Genomic DNA, 15,722 nt, shown 5'->3' on the forward strand with positions numbered 1-15,722 from the left:
GATCAAATCAAGCGCGAAAAGGGCGTTTGGTGAATGCCTTGGCAGTAAGAGGCGATGAAAGACGTGATACTCTGCGATAAGCCATGGGGAGCTGAGAATAAGCTTTGATCCATGGATTTCTGAATGGGGCAACCCACCTGATACTTTGTTATTACTGCACTTCGGTGCAGCTAATAACTTGGTAAACCAGGTATTTTTAGGCTGAATATATAGGCTTAAAAAGGCAAACCCGGGGAACTGAAACATCTAAGTACCCGGAGGAAAGGAAATCAATATGATACTCCCCTAGTAGCGGCGAGCGAACGGGGACCAGCCGAGCCATGAGTGTGGTTAGAATGCGTTGGAATGCGCAACCAAAGTGGGTGATAGTCCCGTATAAGAAGCATGATTGGACGTATTAAGTAGGGCGGAACACGTGAAATTCTGTCTGAAGATCGGAGGACCACCTTCGAAGGCTAAGTACTCCTTACTGACCGATAGTGAACCAGTACCGTGAGGGAAAGGTGAAAAGCACCCCGACGAGGGGAGTGAAACAGTACCTGAAACCGAACGCCTACAAACAGTTGGAGGGACCTTGCGTCCTGACAGCGTACCTTTTGTATAATGGGTCATCGACTTGGTCTCACGAGCAAGCTTAAGCCGTTAGGTGTAGGCGTAGCGAAAGCGAGTCTTAATAGGGCGTTGAGTTCGTGGGATCAGACCCGAAACCGAGTGATCTAGGCATGGCCAGGTTGAAGATAAGGTAACACTTATTGGAGGACCGAACCCACATCTGTTGAAAAAGATCGGGATGAGCTGTGCCTAGGGGTGAAAGGCCAATCAAACTCGGAGATAGCTGGTTCTCTGCGAAATCTATTTAGGTAGAGCGTCGACCGAATACCCTCGGGGGTAGAGCACTGGATGGGTAATGGGGCCCCACAGGCTTACTGATCCTAACCAAACTCCGAATACCGAGGAGTACTAGTCGGCAGACACACGGCGAATGCTAACGTCCGTCGTGAAGAGGGAAACAACCCTAACCTCCAGCTAAGGCCCCTAATTCATGGCTAAGTGGGAAAGCAGGTGAGACGACCAAAACAACCAGGAGGTTGGCTTAGAAGCAGCCATCCTTTAAAGATAGCGTAACAGCTCACTGGTCTAAATAAGTTGTCTTGCGGCGAAGATGTAACGGGGCTCAAGCCATGAGCCGAAGCTGAGGATGCATTTATTGCATGGTAGCAGAGCGTAGTGTGACATAGTTCCATGTGTCCTTATCGTCCCTCGGGACGGGTTGGACACAAGGAGCTTTCTGTGAAGCTGGCGCGTGAGCGATCCGGTGGAGAGATCACTAGTGAGAATGATGACATGAGTAGCGACAAAGAGTGTGAGAGACACTCTCGCCGAAAGTCCAAGGGTTCCTGCTTAAAGCTAATCTGAGCAGGGTAAGCCGACCCCTAAGGCGAGGCCGAAAGGCGTAGTCGATGGGAACCAGGTTAATATTCCTGGGCCAGATGGAAGTGACGGATCTCGAGGGTAGTTCATCCTTATCGGATTGAATGGGCTGCTTAGAGGTCCCTGGAAATAGCTCCATCGCTAGATCGTACCCTAAACCGACACAGGTGGACAGGTAGAGAATACCAAGGCGCTTGAGAGAACTATGTTGAAGGAACTCGGCAAAATACCTCCGTAAGTTCGCGAGAAGGAGGCCCGGTTCCTAGGCAACTAGGGGCTGGGGGCACAAACCAGGGGGTGGCGACTGTTTATTAAAAACACAGGGCTCTGCGAAGTCGTAAGACGACGTATAGGGTCTGACGCCTGCCCGGTGCCTGAAGGTTAAAAGGAGGGGTGAGAGCTCTGAATTGAAGCCCAGGTAAACGGCGGCCGTAACTATAACGGTCCTAAGGTAGCGAAATTCCTTGTCGGGTAAGTTCCGACCTGCACGAATGGCGTAACGACTTCCCCGCTGTCTCCAACATAGACTCAGCGAAATTGAATTACCGGTCAAGATGCCGGTTACCCGCGGTTAGACGGAAAGACCCCGTGCACCTTTACTACAGCTTCACACTGGCATTAGGCCGAACATGTGCAGGATAGGTGGTGGGCTTTGAAACCGAGACGCCAGTCTCGGTGGAGCCTCCCTTGAGATACCACCCTTGTTCTGCTTGATGTCTAACCGCGGACCGTTATCCGGTTCCGGGACCCTGTGTGGCGGGTAGTTTGACTGGGGCGGTCGCCTCCTAAATCGTAACGGAGGCGCGCGAAGGTTGGCTCAGAGCGGTCGGAAATCGCTCGTTGAGTGCAATGGCAGAAGCCAGCCTGACTGCGAGACTGACAAGTCGAGCAGAGTCGAAAGACGGCCATAGTGATCCGGTGGTCCCAAGTGGGAGGGCCATCGCTCAACGGATAAAAGGTACGCCGGGGATAACAGGCTGATACTGCCCAAGAGTCCATATCGACGGCAGTGTTTGGCACCTCGATGTCGGCTCATCTCATCCTGGGGCTGGAGCAGGTCCCAAGGGTACGGCTGTTCGCCGTTTAAAGAGGTACGTGAGCTGGGTTTAGAACGTCGTGAGACAGTTCGGTCCCTATCTTCCGTGGGTGTAGGATACTTGAGAGGAGTTGCCCCTAGTACGAGAGGACCGGGGTGAACGATCCACTGGTGGACCAGTTGTTATGCCAATAGCAGTGCTGGGTAGCTATGATCGGACAGGATAACCGCTGAAGGCATCTAAGCGGGAAGCCCCCCTCAAAACAAGGTATCCCTGAGAGCCGAGGTAGACCACCTCGTCGATAGGCCAGAGATGTAAGCGTGGTAACACGTTCAGTTGACTGGTACTAATTGCTCGATAGGCTTGATTTGATCCAGTAGAAGCAAGACTTCGACTTATCAATCAAAAGCATACACATACAATCAGTGGTACATGACTTGGAACAAACAGCGCTCTGCCATGCAACAGCGACTGTGAGGACTTTATTTGGTTTGGTGATCATAGCGCGAGCAAAACACCTGGTCCCATCCCGAACCCAGCCGTTAAGTGCCGTAGCGCCGATGGTACTGCGTCTTAAGACGTGGGAGAGTAGGTCATCGCCAAACCTAATAAGGTCCTCAAAAACAGTATCTCTCCACGATAACCAATATTAAACAAAACCGCCGCAGCCGCAAAAAGCTGCGGCGGTTTTGCTTTGTGAAACAGCATCATCCTTCTCACAGTTTTTCCGCACGGTTGCTGCGCGCCTGGGCCCCCATCGGCTTGACCCTGCCAAACTCCCTGTCACAGTACCGACAAGCGAGGGGCGGGGAGGCCGGGTATGGATATTGAAACGCTTTTTAGGCTCGATGGGAAAACCGCGCTCATTACTGGCGGTGCGACGGGCATCGGGCGAATGGCTGCCGAAGTCTTGGTCCGGGCGGGTGCGCGGGTTCTGTTGGCCAGCCGGAACGGTGAGGCCTGTGAGGCTGTCGCCACAGAGTTAAATGCGCTTGGCGCCCGCGGCAGTGCCGAAGGGTTTGCCGGAGATGTCGGCAGTGAGGAAGGTGTCGATGCGCTGGTAGCCGAGGTTCACGCCCGGTGTGATCAATTGAATATCTTGATGAACAACGCCGGTGCAACTTGGGGTGCACCTTTGGGGCACTTCCCCTTCCGCGCCTGGGATAAGGTGATGGGCGTGAATGTCGCCGGATTGTTCGACCTAACGCAAAAACTCTTGCCGCTTTTGCGGGCCGGGGCCACGGCGGATGATCCCGCGCGGGTTGTTAATGTGGGCTCGGTCATGGGCGAACGCGAGATGGGCGATGGCGCGTATAGCTATTCGGCCTCCAAGGCGGCGGTCATTCACCTGAGCAAAATCCTCGCGAAAGAACTCGCCAGCGATGCGATTACCGTTAATGCCTTAGCACCGGGGCCATTTGTGTCGCGGATGACAGCATTTGCGACACAAGATGAAACCACCCGCGCGGCCGTGGGCAAAGACGTTCCGCTGGGTCGTGTCGGTCGGGAAGAAGATATCGGGGGCTGCATGCTGTTCCTTTGCGGACGCGGTGGCGCTTATGTGACCGGGGCTGTAATTCCGGTTAGCGGGGGCATCAATGTGATGTCGGGACCGAATATATTTGAGAGGGCACTGCCATGAACACCACAATAACCGCCGAGGCTGCCCATGCGTAACGACAGCCATTTACCCCAAGCTTTGCAGGGGCTTCGCCTGCCGCTGGTCGCCTCGCCGATGTTCATCCTGTCGGGGCCAGAGTTGGTCGTCGCACAATGTAAGGCGGGGATTGTTGGATCGTTCCCGGCGCTCAACGCGCGTGAGGCCGAAGGAGAGCCGCCACTGCTCGACGCTTGGCTGACGCAGATCGCCGAAGCTTTGGACAAGCACAATCAAGAGAACCCAGACCAACCAGCAGCACCTTTTGCGGTGAATCAGATCGTACACCGCTCCAACAGCCGCTTGAACCGCGACCTTGAGATTTGCGTAAAGCATAAGGTGCCGATCTGGATTACCTCTCTTGGTGCGCGGGAGGAGGTTAACGAGGCTGCCCATTCCTGCGGCGGTATCGTGCTGCATGACATCATCAACAATCGGTTTGCCCACAAAGCGATCGAAAAAGGTGCCGACGGATTGATCGCGGTCGCCGCTGGGGCAGGGGGGCATGCCGGGCCGCAATCGCCCTTTGCGCTGATCCGTGAAATTCGTGAGTGGTTTGATGGGCCGCTGTTGTTGTCCGGTGCGCTGGCCACGGGCGAGGGGCTTTTGGCCGCGCGGGCGATGGGGGCGGATTTGGGCTATATGGGATCAGCCTTTATCGCCACGCGAGAAGCAAATGCGGTGCCCGGGTACAAGGATATGATCGTTTCGGGTGGGGCAGATGACATCGTGACTTCGTCGCTCTTTACTGGGGTGTCGGGCAACTACCTCAGACCATCGATCGAAGCGGCGGGGCTGGACCCGGACAATCTGCCGTCGGCGGATGCCTCTTCGATGAATTTCGGAGATGGGTCGTCCAAACCCAAGGCATGGAAAGAGATCTGGGGTGCTGGGCAAGGCATTGGTGCGGTCAAGCAAATCGCCGGGGCTGCTGAATTGGTCGACCGGATCGAGGCCGAGTATCTCGCCGCCGGGGCACGGATGGCGGCGGAATTTGCACGATGAGCACGGATACCCAAACTTTAGACGAAGTGGCCGTAAGCCGGTGGTTGGAAGCGAACCTTCCGGGCTTTGCCGGGCCGTTGGAGGTGACCAAGTTTCAGGCGGGGCAATCTAACCCGACCTTTCTGCTCTCTACCCCTGCGCATGACTATGTGCTGCGCCGCAAGCCCCCCGGTGTACTGCTGAAATCGGCCCATGCGGTGGATCGGGAGTTTCGCGTGCAAAAGGCGCTTGCGGACAGCCAAGTGCCAGTCGCCAAGATGCACCTGCTTTGCGAGGATGAAAGCGTTATTGGATCGACCTTCTATGTGATGGACCATGTACCGGGGCGGAATTTCAATGACCCGACCCTGCCGGAGTTGGAGCCCAAACAGCGGGCCGAAGTCATGGATGAAATGAACGGCGTTCTGGCCGCGCTGCATGAAGTGGACATCAATGCGATCGGTCTGACGGATTATGGCCCGCCCGGCAATTATTTCGAGCGTCAGGTTGCCCGCTGGTCGAAACAATACCGTGCGTCTGAGACTGAAAAACAGCCTGACATGGATCAATTGATGCAGCGGTTGGCCGACAATCTGCCCGAAGATGACGGGCAGCGCACGCTGGTCCATGGTGATTACCGCATCGACAATATGATCTTCGACACCTATGGCACCGCCTGCCGCGCGGTTTTGGATTGGGAGCTTTCGACCATTGGCCACCCCTTTGCCGATCTGGCCGCGGTCATCATGCAATGGCAAATGCCTGTTGGGGCCGAGGGCCGCGGGCTGGCAGGCGTAGACCGCAAGGCGCTTGGCCTGCCGACGGATGCGGAGTTTATCGCAGCCTACTGCCGTCGGCGTGGGCTGAAGGGGATTGATAATTTCGGTTACTATCTCGCCTTCTGCTTTTTCCGGATGGCAGCGATCATTCAGGGCGTGTTGAAACGCGCGTTGGATGGGAATGCGTCAAACCCTGAATATAGTCTGAAATTAGGGCAGTATGTGCCAGTTTTTGCGCGCCATGGGCTAGAGGCGCTGGATCGCGACGCCTGACCGGAGCCGCAGGCTTTTGCCGCTTGAGCTTTGGCGCGAAAACCTGTTGCTAGGGGGAATACCCCCGGCCCGGAAGGATGACCCATGACCAACGCTGCGCGCCAATTGCTTGATCTGCTGGATATAGAGCAGCTTGAAGTTGATCTGTTTCGCGGCACGGGTGCTGGGGGCGAGACTTCGATGCGCATTTTCGGTGGCCACGTCATCGCGCAGGCGCTGATGGCGGCTTACCGCACGGTGCCGGGCCGCACCTGCCATTCGCTCCATGCCTACTTCATGCGCCCCGGAGACCCGAAAATTCCCGTGATCTATCAGGTCGACCGCGCCCGTGATGGCGGCAGCTTCACCACACGGCGGGTGGTGGCGATCCAGCATGGCAAGCAAATTCTTAACCTCTCGGCGTCCTTTCAGGTGGAGGAAGACGGCTTTGACTGGCAGCATGAGATGCCGCAGGTCTCCGCCCCCGACAACTGGCCGGACAGACCTGAGCTGCGCGAAGCTTTTGCGGAAAAGCTCCCCGAAAAATATCGTGGGGACTTTCTGCGCGAGCGGCCAATTGAGATCCGCGAGGTCGAGCCGCGCGATTTCTTGACACCTGAAAAGGTCGGCGACCGTAACTATCTTTGGTTCCGCATGGCTGCCGCCGAAGGACAGGGGCCGGTGATGCAGCACGCGCTGCTGGCCTATGCTTCTGATATGAACCTCTTGGGCTCTTCCCTACGGCCGCATGGCCTGACATGGTTTCAGGGCAAGGTGATGACGGCGAGCCTTGACCATGCCATGTGGTTCCACGCGCCGATCCGCTTTGATGAATGGCACCTCTATGCGTTGGATGCGCCGTTTACCGGCGGAGCGCGCGGGTTTAATCGCGGGATGATTTACAATCAGAACGGGCAGTTGGTGGCGAGCGTAGCGCAAGAGGGGCTGCTGCGCCCGATACGTCCGAAAAGCGAAAGCTAAGGCCTGATGTTAGGTCGCGTCGGGTGTCCCAAACCGTCGGTTTAATTTGCGCATCCCGCCGATCCAGCGGTCATAGTCCTGCGCCTTGCCTTGTATATAGTCGCGCACCTGCGGATGCGGCAGCACCAGAAACACCTCATTGCGGATCGCCTGCACACAGGCGTCGGCCACCGGTTCTGGCTCAAGCATGCCGTCGATCGCGGCGACATGATCCTCCAACCCGCGCATCATTTCGGTCCGCACCGCCTGCGGGCAAAGCACGGAAACCTTGATCCCATCATCGCCATAGGTCATGGCCAGCCATTCAGCGAGGCCAACGGCGGCGTGTTTGGTCACCCCATAGGGCGCGGCCCCGACCTGATTGAGCAGACCCGCTGCCGAGGCGGTGTTAAGCAAATAGCCTCCGCCCCGCGCGCGCATCAGCGGCACCAGATGCCGCGCGGCGCGCACATGGCTCATCACGTTGATCTCCCAAATGCGCTGCCAATCGGCATCCGGCACTTCGACACCGCCCTCGACCGAGATACCGGCGTTGGAACAAAAGAGATCAATCGGCCCAATGTCACGCTCGACGGTTTCGATCAGCTGGGCGATCTCGACCTCATGTGCGACATCGACGCGAAAGCCGGTGCCGCCAACCTCGGCCGCCGTCGCCTCGGCCCCCGGGCCGTCGATATCCACACAGACCAGATGCGCGGGCGATTCCTCGGCAAAGCGCAGGGCCATGGCCCGCCCGATGCCGCTGGCGGCCCCGGTGATAACGATGACGCGGCCATGCAACTCCATGTCAGCTGTCGCCGTCGGAGCCGCGTGTGTTCGACGCCTGAAACGCCTTCACTTCGGCCCGCGCGATCACCTGATGATGCACCTCATCCGGCCCGTCAGCAAAGCGCAGCGCCCGCTGCCAAGTGTACATGCCTGACAGCGGGCTCCACTGGCTCATCCCCGTCGCGCCATGCACCTGCATGGAGGCGTCGATGATCTCGCAGGCCTTTTCCGGCACCAGCGCCTTAATCATGCTGACCCAGATGCGGGCCTCTTTGTTGCCCAGCACATCCATCGCTTTGGCGGCCTTCAACACCATGAGCCGCATCGCTTCAATGTCGATCCGCGCGCGGCTGATGGTCTCCATGTTCTTGCCTAGGTCGATGATTTTCTTACCAAAGGCCTCGCGCCCCAGCCCGCGCTCAATCATCAGATCCAGCGCTTTTTCCGCCGATCCGATGGAGCGCATGCAATGGTGAATCCGCCCCGGTCCAAGCCGCACTTGGCTGATCTCAAACCCGCGCCCTTCGCCCCAAAGCACGTTTTCACGCGGCACGCGCACATCGGTAAAGCGGATGTGCATATGCCCATGCGGCGCGTCGTCATGGCCAAACACATGCATTGGTCCGAGGATTTCAACGCCCGGCGCATCAATCGGCACGAGGATCTGGCTTTGTTGCCGGAACGTCTCCGCGTCGGGCGAGGTTTTTACCATGACAATCATGATCTTACACCGTGGATCACCCGCACCGGAGATATAGAATTTCTCGCCGTTGATGACCCAATCGTCACCGTCCAGTACCGCGCTGGTCGAAATGTTGCGCGCATCAGAGGAGGCTACGTCCGGTTCGGTCATCGCAAAAGCCGAGCGAATTTCCCCCGCCAGCAGTGGCTTCAGCCAACGCTCTTTCTGCTCAGGCGTGCCGACGCGCTCCAGCACCTCCATATTGCCCGTGTCAGGAGCAGAGCAGTTCAGGGTTTCCGGCGCCAGCGGGCTTTTGCCCAACTCTGCCGCGATATAAGCATAATCAAGGTTTGCCAGCCCTTCGCCTGTCTCGGCATTGGGCAGAAAGAAGTTCCACAACCCCGCCTCACGCGCCTTTTGCTTGGCCCCGTCGAGCAGTTCCAATTGACCCGGCGCATAGGACCAACGGTCGGCGCGTCCTTCGCCGAGGCGAAAGAACTCTTCGGTGATCGGATCGACATTCTCGCGGATGTGCTTGATAACTGCGGCCAAAAGCGGCTTGGCCTTCTCCGACATTTCGAGATTGTTCATGTCCAAGGTCTGATCGATCATCCTGTGCTCCCGGTGATGATGGTATGATACGCCCCCGCACTCCTCCGCGCGGCGCGTTTGGGGTGAGCCTATGCAATAGCCGCAGACTTGCCAATCGTGGGCAGGGGAATGCGTTGCGGTTGACGCGGCGTCATAGCGGCATTGAAACTTATGCTTATGCGCTTAGGTTTGGGTCATGACAGATGCATTGATCAAAGACGTTCTCACCCGCACCCGCCGCATTGCGGTGGTTGGCGTATCCCCCAACCCGACGCGGCCCAGCCATTATGTTGCTGAATACCTTCAGCAAAAGGGCTATGACGTGGTGCCGGTCAACCCCATGCATGCGGGCAAAGAGGTCTTTGGTAAGACCATCGTCGCCACTCTGGCCGAGATTGACCCGCCGGTGCAGATGGTTGATATCTTCCGCCGCTCAGAGGATGTGCCACCCGTCGTTGATGAGGCGCTCGCCGCCTTCCCCGAACTGGAAACGATCTGGATGCAGATGGGGATTACCAATGCCGAAGCCGCGGCGAAGGCCGAAGCACGCGGCGTGGATGTGATCCAAGACCGCTGCCCCAAGGTGGAAATTCCGCGCCTGCTTGGGTGATTACTTGCGCGCGGCCTTCTCGGCGATGCCCGAGGTCGACTGGCGACGCGCCAGTTCGTCCAGCACATCGCTCAGCGGCACATCCCGCGCCGCCAACATCACCAACAGGTGGTAGAGCACATCTGCGGCCTCAGAGGTGAGGCCAGCGCGGTCATTCTTCACCGCCTCAATGATCGCCTCGACGGCTTCTTCGCCAAATTTCTCGGCGCATTTTTCCGGCCCCTTGGCCAACAGTTGCGCAGTCCAACTGCTTGACGGATCAGCCTCTTTGCGGCTGAGGATCGTGGCGTAAAGATCATCAAGTGTCATGCGAGCCTCATCGGAATGCCGGCGGCAGCCATATGCTGCTTGGCCTCCTGCACGGTATATTCGCCGAAGTGAAAGATGGATGCCGCCAACACGGCCGAGGCGCCGCCCTCGATCACCCCGTCGACGAGGTGATCCAAATTGCCGACCCCGCCGGAGGCGATCACCGGCACCGAAACCGCGTCCGAAATCGCCCGGGTCAGCGGCAGGTTGAATCCCTGTTTCGTGCCGTCGCGGTCCATCGAAGTCAGCAAGATTTCCCCTGCGCCCTTCTCCGCAACCAACTTTGCAAATTCCACCGCATCAATCCCTGTAGGTTTGCGCCCACCATGGGTGAAAATCTCCCATTTTCCGGGGCTTACGGTCTTAGCGTCTATGGCGCAGACAATGCATTGGCTGCCGAAATGATCCGCGGCTTCGGCAATCACATCCGGGTTGGCGACTGCGGCAGAATTGAAGCTGACCTTATCCGCCCCAGCAAGCAATAAGGCACGCACGTCTGCTACGGTCCGAACACCGCCGCCCACGGTCAACGGAATATAACAATGCTCTGCCGTACGCGTGACCAGATCAAACATCGTGCCGCGGTTTTCATGGGTCGCGTGAATGTCGAGGAAACACAGTTCATCCGCGCCTGCCGCATCATAGGCAATCGCGGCATCCACCGGATCACCCGCATCCCGCAGGCCAACAAAATTCACGCCTTTCACCACGCGCCCATCGGCCACGTCAAGACAGGGGATGATGCGGGTCTTTAGCATCGCTTAGCCCTTCAACATTTTCATCGCTGCAGCCAGATTAATCGCCCCATCATAAAGCGCCCGACCCGAGATCGCGCCCTCGATCACGCCTGTATCGCGCAGCGCTGCAAGGTCTTCGAGCGACGACACCCCGCCAGAGGCAATTACCGGGATCGAGACCGCCCGCGCCAGATCGGCGGTGGCGCTCACATTCGGACCGCCCATCGCGCCATCGCGGTTAATATCCGTATAGATGATCGCCGCCACGCCTGCGTCCTCAAAGGACTTTGCAAGATCGGTGGCCATCACATCTGTCTCTGTCGCCCAGCCCTTGGTCGCAACGCGCCCATTACGCGCGTCGATCCCAACGGCTACTTGATCGGGGAAGGCGGCGGCGGCCTCGCGCACCAGATCGGGGTCCTCAACGGCTACAGTCCCCAAAATCACCCGCGCCAGCCCTTTATCAAGCCAACTCTCGATCGTTGCCATATCGCGGATGCCACCACCAAGTTGCGCAGGCACTTTGCAAGCTTTCAATATCGCTTCGACCGGGGCCGCGTTGACCGGAGCACCGGCAAAGGCACCATTGAGATCAACCAGATGAAGCCATTCACAGCCCGCGTCAACAAAGCTGAGCGCCTGCGCGGCGGGGTCGTCGTTGAACACCGTGGCGCGGTCCATGTCACCATGCACGAGGCGCACGGCCTGACCGTCTTTAAGATCGATGGCGGGATAGAGGATCATGGCCGGGCCCTTGTTTTGAATGTTGGGTTCCTTTTGCACGTCGTCACAGATTTTGCAACGCGACCCAAGGTCAGTCTTGCTCGAAAGAGGGTGATCGATAACAGTGAAATAAGATCGGGAGGAGAGATCATGAAACAGATTATTGCAGCGGCCCTTCTGGGCTTGGGTATGGCGGGGGCAGCCCAAGCGGCGGACCCGGCGGTAGGTACATGGCAGACACAGGTCGATGATGGTGCCTATGCACATGTCAAAATGGCCCCCTGCGGTGGGGCGGTCTGCGGCACCATCACCCGGACCTTTAACAACAGCGGCGAATATAAATCACCAAATATCGGGAAAACGCTGGTAATTGATATGAAGCCCGAAGGCGGCGGTAAATACGCGGGCAAAGTCTGGCGCCCGTCGAATGGCAAAATCTATATCGGCAAGATGGAAGTCTCGGGCAACTCGCTAAAGCTCTCGGGCTGTGTTGCAGGCGGGCTGATCTGTTCCAAGCAGACATGGGCACGCATCAATTAACAGGCGCTCAGCAACGCTGAAGTTGGGAAGGCGCGGGGAAAACTTCCGCGCCTTTTTTGGTGTCAGGAGTGGCAAGAGTGCAGCGCAGAGGTATTTGTAAAAAGATGAAAATAGGAAGTCCTTCTCATCTTCATCCTTTCTTAAATACCGTCCCACGATGCAGCGGGCGTTCCCGCTTAAGGCTTCCAGTTTAAAAAGTTTGAGATGAGCCGCAGCCCGGTGGTTTGGCTTTTTTCCGGGTGGAATTGCATGCCCAGCATTGTATCGCGCCCAATGATCGCGGTGACCTCGCAACCGTAGTCGACGTGGGCCAAACGTTCCGCCTGATCCGTCACCGCCATATGGTAGCTATGGACAAAATAGGTGTGATCGCCGGTTTCCAACCCATCGAAGACTTTGTGGGGGTGGTCAATTACCAGATCGTTCCAGCCCATATGCGGAACCTTCAGTTTCGGGTCTGAAGGCGCGATCTCGGTCACCTCACCATCAATCCAACCAAGGCCGGGGGTGTCTTTGTATTCACGGCCGATGCTTGCCATCAGTTGCATGCCAACACAGATGCCGAGAAAGGGGCGGCCCTTCTCTTCGACAGCTTCGACCATCGCGTCGTAGAGGCCGCCTGCGCCTTTCAGCGCTGCCATACAGGCGGGGAAAGCGCCATCGCCGGGCAGGACCAGCCGGTCGGCGCGGGCAACAACATCAGCGTCAGCCGTAACAGTGACCTCGCCGGTGCCGGTCTCGCGGGCCATACGCTCAAACGCTTTATGCGCCGAGTGTAGGTTGCCGGATTCGTAGTCGATGATTGCTGTCAGCATCAGATCACAATGCGCCCTTGGTGGAGGGGATAGCATCTGCCTTTCGAGGGTCGGTTTCCACCGCTTCTCTCAGGGCGCGGGCGACGGATTTAAACGCCGCTTCGGCGATGTGGTGGCTGTTGAAGCCATGCAGCGCATCGACATGGAGAGTAATGCCACCATGGGTGCTGAGCGCTTGGAAGAACTCGCGGACCAATTCGGTGTCGAAAGTGCCGATGCTGCTGGTTGGGAAATCTACGTTCCAGATCAGGAACGGCCGCGCTGATAGGTCCAGCGCGCAGCGGATTTGCGCGTCATCCATCGCCAGCAGACAAGACCCATAGCGGCGGATGCCGCGTTTGTCATCAAGCGCTTGGGCCAACGCTTGGCCCAATGTGATGCCCACATCTTCGACCGTGTGGTGATCGTCGATGTGCAAATCGCCCTTGGCACGCACCTTGATGTCGATCAACGAATGGCGCGACAATTGGTCAAGCATGTGGTCAAAGAACCCCACGCCGGTTTCATTGTCGTAGCTGCCAGTGCCATCGAGGTTTAACTCGACGGTGATATCAGTCTCGGCAGTGGTGCGGGTTAGGGTGCTGCGACGCATGGGGCATCTCCGAAGGGCAATTGCAGCGTCCTTATAACAGGGCGGGCCGCCACGCCAAGCCCAAGCGGTGCCTTGCCTTTGCGGCCGGTTAACACGATCGGGGATTGCGGGGGCAGGGCCCATATGTCAGCTTGAGCCAAATCCCAGAAAGAGGCGAGACATGACCACCTGCGTATTCATCCAGATCCGCTGCCGACCGGGCACGACATATCGCGTGGCCGAGGAAATCGCCCTGCGCGAAATTCATTCGGAGCTTTACTCGACTTCCGGTGAATATGACTTGTTGATGAAGCTTTATATCCCGAAAGGCGAAGATGTAGGCGTTTATATCAATGATAACCTGCTGGATATCGACGGGATTGAGCGTTCCCTCACCACGATGACCTTCAAGGTTTTCTGAGGTGCCGCGTTCAATCTCACTAGTCCCAGTCACGCTTTCCGTTTTGTCACTCGCCGCAGTGTTGGCCTTGCCCGGCGCCGCCACGGCTGCGCAGCGTGTCTATGAAGGGCGTGAAGCCGCAGCGCTACGCTGTGCCAATACTTTGGCGCTGACCGCCGTGGCGTTGTCGGCGGCTGAGATGATCGGTGAAGGTGAGAAAAACGTGATGCTGGGTATCACCGTCCGCATTCTTGACCGCCACGTTGAAGGGACATGGGCCCAGAAGCGCGCGGCGATGGAGGTGATGCGCGATCGCCGCAGTGTGCCCGACACGCTAGAAGATTATCGCCGCATTGCTGAGCGGTGTTTGGTGCAGTTCCCAATCAACTGAACCGACTAAGCGCGGTTTGGAATGAGAAAACCCGCCAAAACGGCGGGTTTTTCATTGGCGATATCGGCGTAAGTTAATGCGCGGCGGAAACAGAAGGTTTCTCAGACGGCGTCGTGTCCAGTTTGATCTTTTGGCGCATCGCTACACGGCGAATGGCGCGGTCGAACGTCTTTCTAACCCGCTGGGTGCGGCTGGCGTTGGGTTGGATCGGGCCACCAACCGACAACATCACTGACATTGGAGTGTTGTCGTCATGGCGCAGGTCCATTCCGTCCAACTCCCCTTGTATCAACACTTCGATTTCGGGCCATGCAGGCAGGCTGTCACCGGTTACGATGCAAAGCAGCGTGCCCGACCCATTGTGGGTCATCAGAAGTTGCGGGCAATCGACCACGCGGGCAATTGCTGTGGCAGCAGAGGCGATGGCGCGGGCAAATTCACGGCTGTTGCAGGTGGCGTAAAGCCCATCGATATGTTCGATCTTGGCTGCGAAAACCTGGCAGATATCGAGGTGTTGCCGCGAGAGTTGCGACAGGTAGTTCCCCAGTGAGAAGGGCAGTACCAATTGCTCAACACCATTGATATGCACCGGATCGGCCAGCGCGAAACCATGTGCACCGGGCTCGCCGCCCTCTTGCAGATGGTGGGGGTCAAGGCGCGGGGCGCGTTGGGTGTTTTCAAGCATCCGTTCTGCGATATGTACGCGGGTTGCGATGTCTTTCACATCAAACGGCTTGGTCACATAGTCATTGGCCCCGGCGGCGAAGGCACGCTCAATCGAGATTGCATCGGCGCGCGAGGTGACCATCAAAATTGGTGTGTCTTGATAAGCTTCCATAGAACGTACACGGCGGCACAGGGTGATGCCGTCCATTTCGGGCATCTCGATATCCAAGAGCAGACAATCAAAATGCTCTTTCGTGGAATTCAGCAGGTCCAAAGCGGCAGCGCCGGAGTCGGCCAACGTCAAATACGGATAGTCAGCCTCGCGGAAAACGACGGGCAAGAGCTCGCGGATGAAAGGGTCATCGTCAACGGCAAGGATTCTCATTTTTGGCACCTCTTTCGTGGGGCAGACGGGCAGTCCGGGTGTCTTCACATTCTCTTTACATTTAGTCCCATAAACCCGGCGAAATTGTGACGCTGGTGCACCAATAGCTTGTGCCGTGCACCGAATTACAAACCATATTTTGTCATGCTGCGAAACCTTTGAATTCCCACCAAGAGATCGGTTCAAAGCCCCACTTTCCCGTAATGCGCGAGCCAATTTAGCGTTCTATGTGCAAAATACTGGGCAAAAATCTGCGGTCTGAGGTACTGAAACGGGGCGATAAAGTGCCGTTTTCATGGTCTCGACCCGGTTGGAAAGTTCGAGTCGCGAAAGGCCTCAAGATTTCTTGGGAACTTTAACGCGGGTGGCTAATCGCTATGAGTTGACGCTTGCGGCGTGACGCGCTCAACTGC

Annotated in this window: 16 protein-coding genes and 2 rRNA genes; 10 read left to right on the forward strand and 8 right to left on the reverse strand. The window is 57.4% G+C overall.

What is annotated here, in order from left to right; all coding sequences use genetic code 11:
* The first annotated feature begins 5 nt into the window (after positions 1 to 5).
* The 6 genes from ACSQ16_RS07995 to ACSQ16_RS08020 all read left to right on the forward strand — a co-directional run bounded on the left by ACSQ16_RS07995 (position 6) and on the right by ACSQ16_RS08020 (position 7,121).
* Positions 6 to 2,839, forward strand: a 23S ribosomal RNA gene (locus ACSQ16_RS07995).
* Positions 2,840 to 2,958: 119 nt separating this feature from the next.
* Positions 2,959 to 3,073 (forward strand): 5S ribosomal RNA (rrf, locus tag ACSQ16_RS08000).
* 215 nt (positions 3,074 to 3,288) lie between these two features.
* A complete protein-coding gene (locus ACSQ16_RS08005) occupies positions 3,289 to 4,110 on the forward strand; it encodes an SDR family oxidoreductase (protein ID WP_317405957.1) in 822 nt (273 codons plus the stop codon).
* Positions 4,111 to 4,137: 27 nt separating this feature from the next.
* Positions 4,138 to 5,130 (forward strand): NAD(P)H-dependent flavin oxidoreductase, encoded by a 993-nt coding sequence (locus ACSQ16_RS08010; protein WP_243261033.1) that lies wholly within the window; start codon positions 4,138 to 4,140, stop codon positions 5,128 to 5,130.
* Positions 5,127 to 6,161, forward strand: a complete 1,035-nt coding sequence (locus ACSQ16_RS08015; RefSeq protein WP_435988724.1) for a phosphotransferase family protein — start codon at positions 5,127 to 5,129, stop codon at positions 6,159 to 6,161. The genes ACSQ16_RS08010 and ACSQ16_RS08015 overlap by 4 nt, the downstream gene beginning before the upstream one ends.
* A gap of 84 nt (positions 6,162 to 6,245) precedes the next feature.
* A complete protein-coding gene (locus ACSQ16_RS08020; RefSeq protein WP_243261031.1) occupies positions 6,246 to 7,121 on the forward strand; it encodes an acyl-CoA thioesterase in 876 nt (291 codons plus the stop codon).
* 9 nt (positions 7,122 to 7,130) lie between these two features.
* Here the strand turns inward: ACSQ16_RS08020 and ACSQ16_RS08025 are convergent, their stop codons facing one another.
* Complete coding sequence (locus ACSQ16_RS08025; RefSeq protein WP_243261030.1) at positions 7,131 to 7,907, reverse strand: SDR family oxidoreductase; 777 nt, start codon at positions 7,905 to 7,907, stop codon at positions 7,131 to 7,133.
* A 1-nt stretch (position 7,908) separates the two neighbouring features.
* On the reverse strand, positions 7,909 to 9,183 hold the full coding sequence (locus ACSQ16_RS08030; RefSeq protein WP_394805072.1) for an acyl-CoA dehydrogenase family protein: 1,275 nt from the start codon (positions 9,181 to 9,183) through the stop codon (positions 7,909 to 7,911).
* A 175-nt stretch (positions 9,184 to 9,358) separates the two neighbouring features.
* Between ACSQ16_RS08030 and ACSQ16_RS08035 the strand changes: the two genes are divergently transcribed.
* Entirely contained in the window at positions 9,359 to 9,772 is a 414-nt protein-coding gene (locus ACSQ16_RS08035) for a CoA-binding protein (RefSeq protein ID WP_243261029.1), read from the forward strand.
* On the opposite strand, the gene ACSQ16_RS08040 is transcribed toward ACSQ16_RS08035, so the two are convergent.
* The 3 genes from ACSQ16_RS08040 to hisA are packed head-to-tail and all read right to left on the reverse strand — an operon-like array spanning position 9,773 to position 11,562.
* A complete protein-coding gene (locus ACSQ16_RS08040; RefSeq protein WP_243261028.1) occupies positions 9,773 to 10,081 on the reverse strand; it encodes a phosphoribosyl-ATP diphosphatase in 309 nt (102 codons plus the stop codon).
* Positions 10,078 to 10,839 (reverse strand): imidazole glycerol phosphate synthase subunit HisF, encoded by a 762-nt coding sequence (gene hisF, locus ACSQ16_RS08045; RefSeq protein ID WP_093925687.1) that lies wholly within the window; start codon positions 10,837 to 10,839, stop codon positions 10,078 to 10,080. Before hisF ends, ACSQ16_RS08040 begins: the two co-directional genes overlap by 4 nt.
* A 3-nt stretch (positions 10,840 to 10,842) precedes the next feature.
* Positions 10,843 to 11,562 (reverse strand): 1-(5-phosphoribosyl)-5-[(5-phosphoribosylamino)methylideneamino]imidazole-4-carboxamide isomerase, encoded by a 720-nt coding sequence (hisA, locus tag ACSQ16_RS08050; protein WP_243261027.1) that lies wholly within the window; start codon positions 11,560 to 11,562, stop codon positions 10,843 to 10,845.
* 129 nt (positions 11,563 to 11,691) lie between these two features.
* Here hisA and ACSQ16_RS08055 point away from each other — a divergent pair, with 129 nt between their 5' ends.
* Positions 11,692 to 12,081, forward strand: coding sequence for a DUF2147 domain-containing protein (locus ACSQ16_RS08055; RefSeq protein WP_093925689.1), 390 nt, complete (start codon positions 11,692 to 11,694; stop codon positions 12,079 to 12,081).
* Between the two features lie 176 nt (positions 12,082 to 12,257).
* Here ACSQ16_RS08055 and hisH read toward each other — a convergent pair whose 3' ends face one another.
* Both hisH and hisB read right to left on the reverse strand, forming a co-directional pair.
* The gene (hisH, locus tag ACSQ16_RS08060) at positions 12,258 to 12,896 is read right to left on the reverse strand and encodes an imidazole glycerol phosphate synthase subunit HisH (protein ID WP_243261025.1); all 639 of its coding nucleotides are present in this window, start codon (positions 12,894 to 12,896) and stop codon (positions 12,258 to 12,260) included.
* Between the two features lie 4 nt (positions 12,897 to 12,900).
* Positions 12,901 to 13,488 (reverse strand): imidazoleglycerol-phosphate dehydratase HisB, encoded by a 588-nt coding sequence (hisB, locus tag ACSQ16_RS08065; RefSeq protein ID WP_093925691.1) that lies wholly within the window; start codon positions 13,486 to 13,488, stop codon positions 12,901 to 12,903.
* 160 nt (positions 13,489 to 13,648) lie between these two features.
* Here hisB and ACSQ16_RS08070 point away from each other — a divergent pair, with 160 nt between their 5' ends.
* Together ACSQ16_RS08070 and ACSQ16_RS08075 are read left to right on the forward strand one after the other, a co-directional pair.
* A complete protein-coding gene (locus ACSQ16_RS08070) occupies positions 13,649 to 13,888 on the forward strand; it encodes an Lrp/AsnC ligand binding domain-containing protein (protein WP_093925692.1) in 240 nt (79 codons plus the stop codon).
* Between the two features lies 1 nt (position 13,889).
* Positions 13,890 to 14,258, forward strand: coding sequence for a hypothetical protein (locus ACSQ16_RS08075; RefSeq protein ID WP_317405963.1), 369 nt, complete (start codon positions 13,890 to 13,892; stop codon positions 14,256 to 14,258).
* A 73-nt stretch (positions 14,259 to 14,331) separates the two neighbouring features.
* On the opposite strand, the gene ACSQ16_RS08080 is transcribed toward ACSQ16_RS08075, so the two are convergent.
* The gene (locus ACSQ16_RS08080; protein ID WP_243261023.1) at positions 14,332 to 15,309 is read right to left on the reverse strand and encodes a response regulator; all 978 of its coding nucleotides are present in this window, start codon (positions 15,307 to 15,309) and stop codon (positions 14,332 to 14,334) included.
* Between the last annotated feature and the right edge of the window lie 413 nt (positions 15,310 to 15,722).

Source organism: Sulfitobacter sp. SH24 (assembly GCF_965641895.1).
Taxonomy (GTDB): Bacteria; Pseudomonadota; Alphaproteobacteria; order Rhodobacterales; family Rhodobacteraceae; genus Sulfitobacter; species Sulfitobacter dubius.

Bases quoted from the DNA above. Each gene is read 5' to 3' on its own strand.
- ACSQ16_RS08070 (WP_093925692.1), top strand. From the start codon at position 13,649: ATGACCACCTGCGTATTCATCCAGATCCGCTGCCGACCGGGCACGACA.
- ACSQ16_RS08035 (WP_243261029.1), top strand. From the start codon at position 9,359: ATGACAGATGCATTGATCAAAGACGTTCTCACCCGCACCCGCCGCATT.
- hisH (WP_243261025.1), bottom strand. From the start codon at position 12,896: ATGCTGACAGCAATCATCGACTACGAATCCGGCAACCTACACTCGGCG.
- ACSQ16_RS08055 (WP_093925689.1), top strand. From the start codon at position 11,692: ATGAAACAGATTATTGCAGCGGCCCTTCTGGGCTTGGGTATGGCGGGG.
- ACSQ16_RS08040 (WP_243261028.1), bottom strand. From the start codon at position 10,081: ATGACACTTGATGATCTTTACGCCACGATCCTCAGCCGCAAAGAGGCT.
- ACSQ16_RS08005 (WP_317405957.1), top strand. From the start codon at position 3,289: ATGGATATTGAAACGCTTTTTAGGCTCGATGGGAAAACCGCGCTCATT.
- ACSQ16_RS08020 (WP_243261031.1), top strand. From the start codon at position 6,246: ATGACCAACGCTGCGCGCCAATTGCTTGATCTGCTGGATATAGAGCAG.
- ACSQ16_RS08025 (WP_243261030.1), bottom strand. From the start codon at position 7,907: ATGGAGTTGCATGGCCGCGTCATCGTTATCACCGGGGCCGCCAGCGGC.
- hisA (WP_243261027.1), bottom strand. From the start codon at position 11,562: ATGATCCTCTATCCCGCCATCGATCTTAAAGACGGTCAGGCCGTGCGC.
- hisB (WP_093925691.1), bottom strand. From the start codon at position 13,488: ATGCGTCGCAGCACCCTAACCCGCACCACTGCCGAGACTGATATCACC.
- ACSQ16_RS08010 (WP_243261033.1), top strand. From the start codon at position 4,138: ATGCGTAACGACAGCCATTTACCCCAAGCTTTGCAGGGGCTTCGCCTG.
- ACSQ16_RS08015 (WP_435988724.1), top strand. From the start codon at position 5,127: ATGAGCACGGATACCCAAACTTTAGACGAAGTGGCCGTAAGCCGGTGG.
- ACSQ16_RS08080 (WP_243261023.1), bottom strand. From the start codon at position 15,309: ATGAGAATCCTTGCCGTTGACGATGACCCTTTCATCCGCGAGCTCTTG.
- hisF (WP_093925687.1), bottom strand. From the start codon at position 10,839: ATGCTAAAGACCCGCATCATCCCCTGTCTTGACGTGGCCGATGGGCGC.
- ACSQ16_RS08030 (WP_394805072.1), bottom strand. From the start codon at position 9,183: ATGATCGATCAGACCTTGGACATGAACAATCTCGAAATGTCGGAGAAG.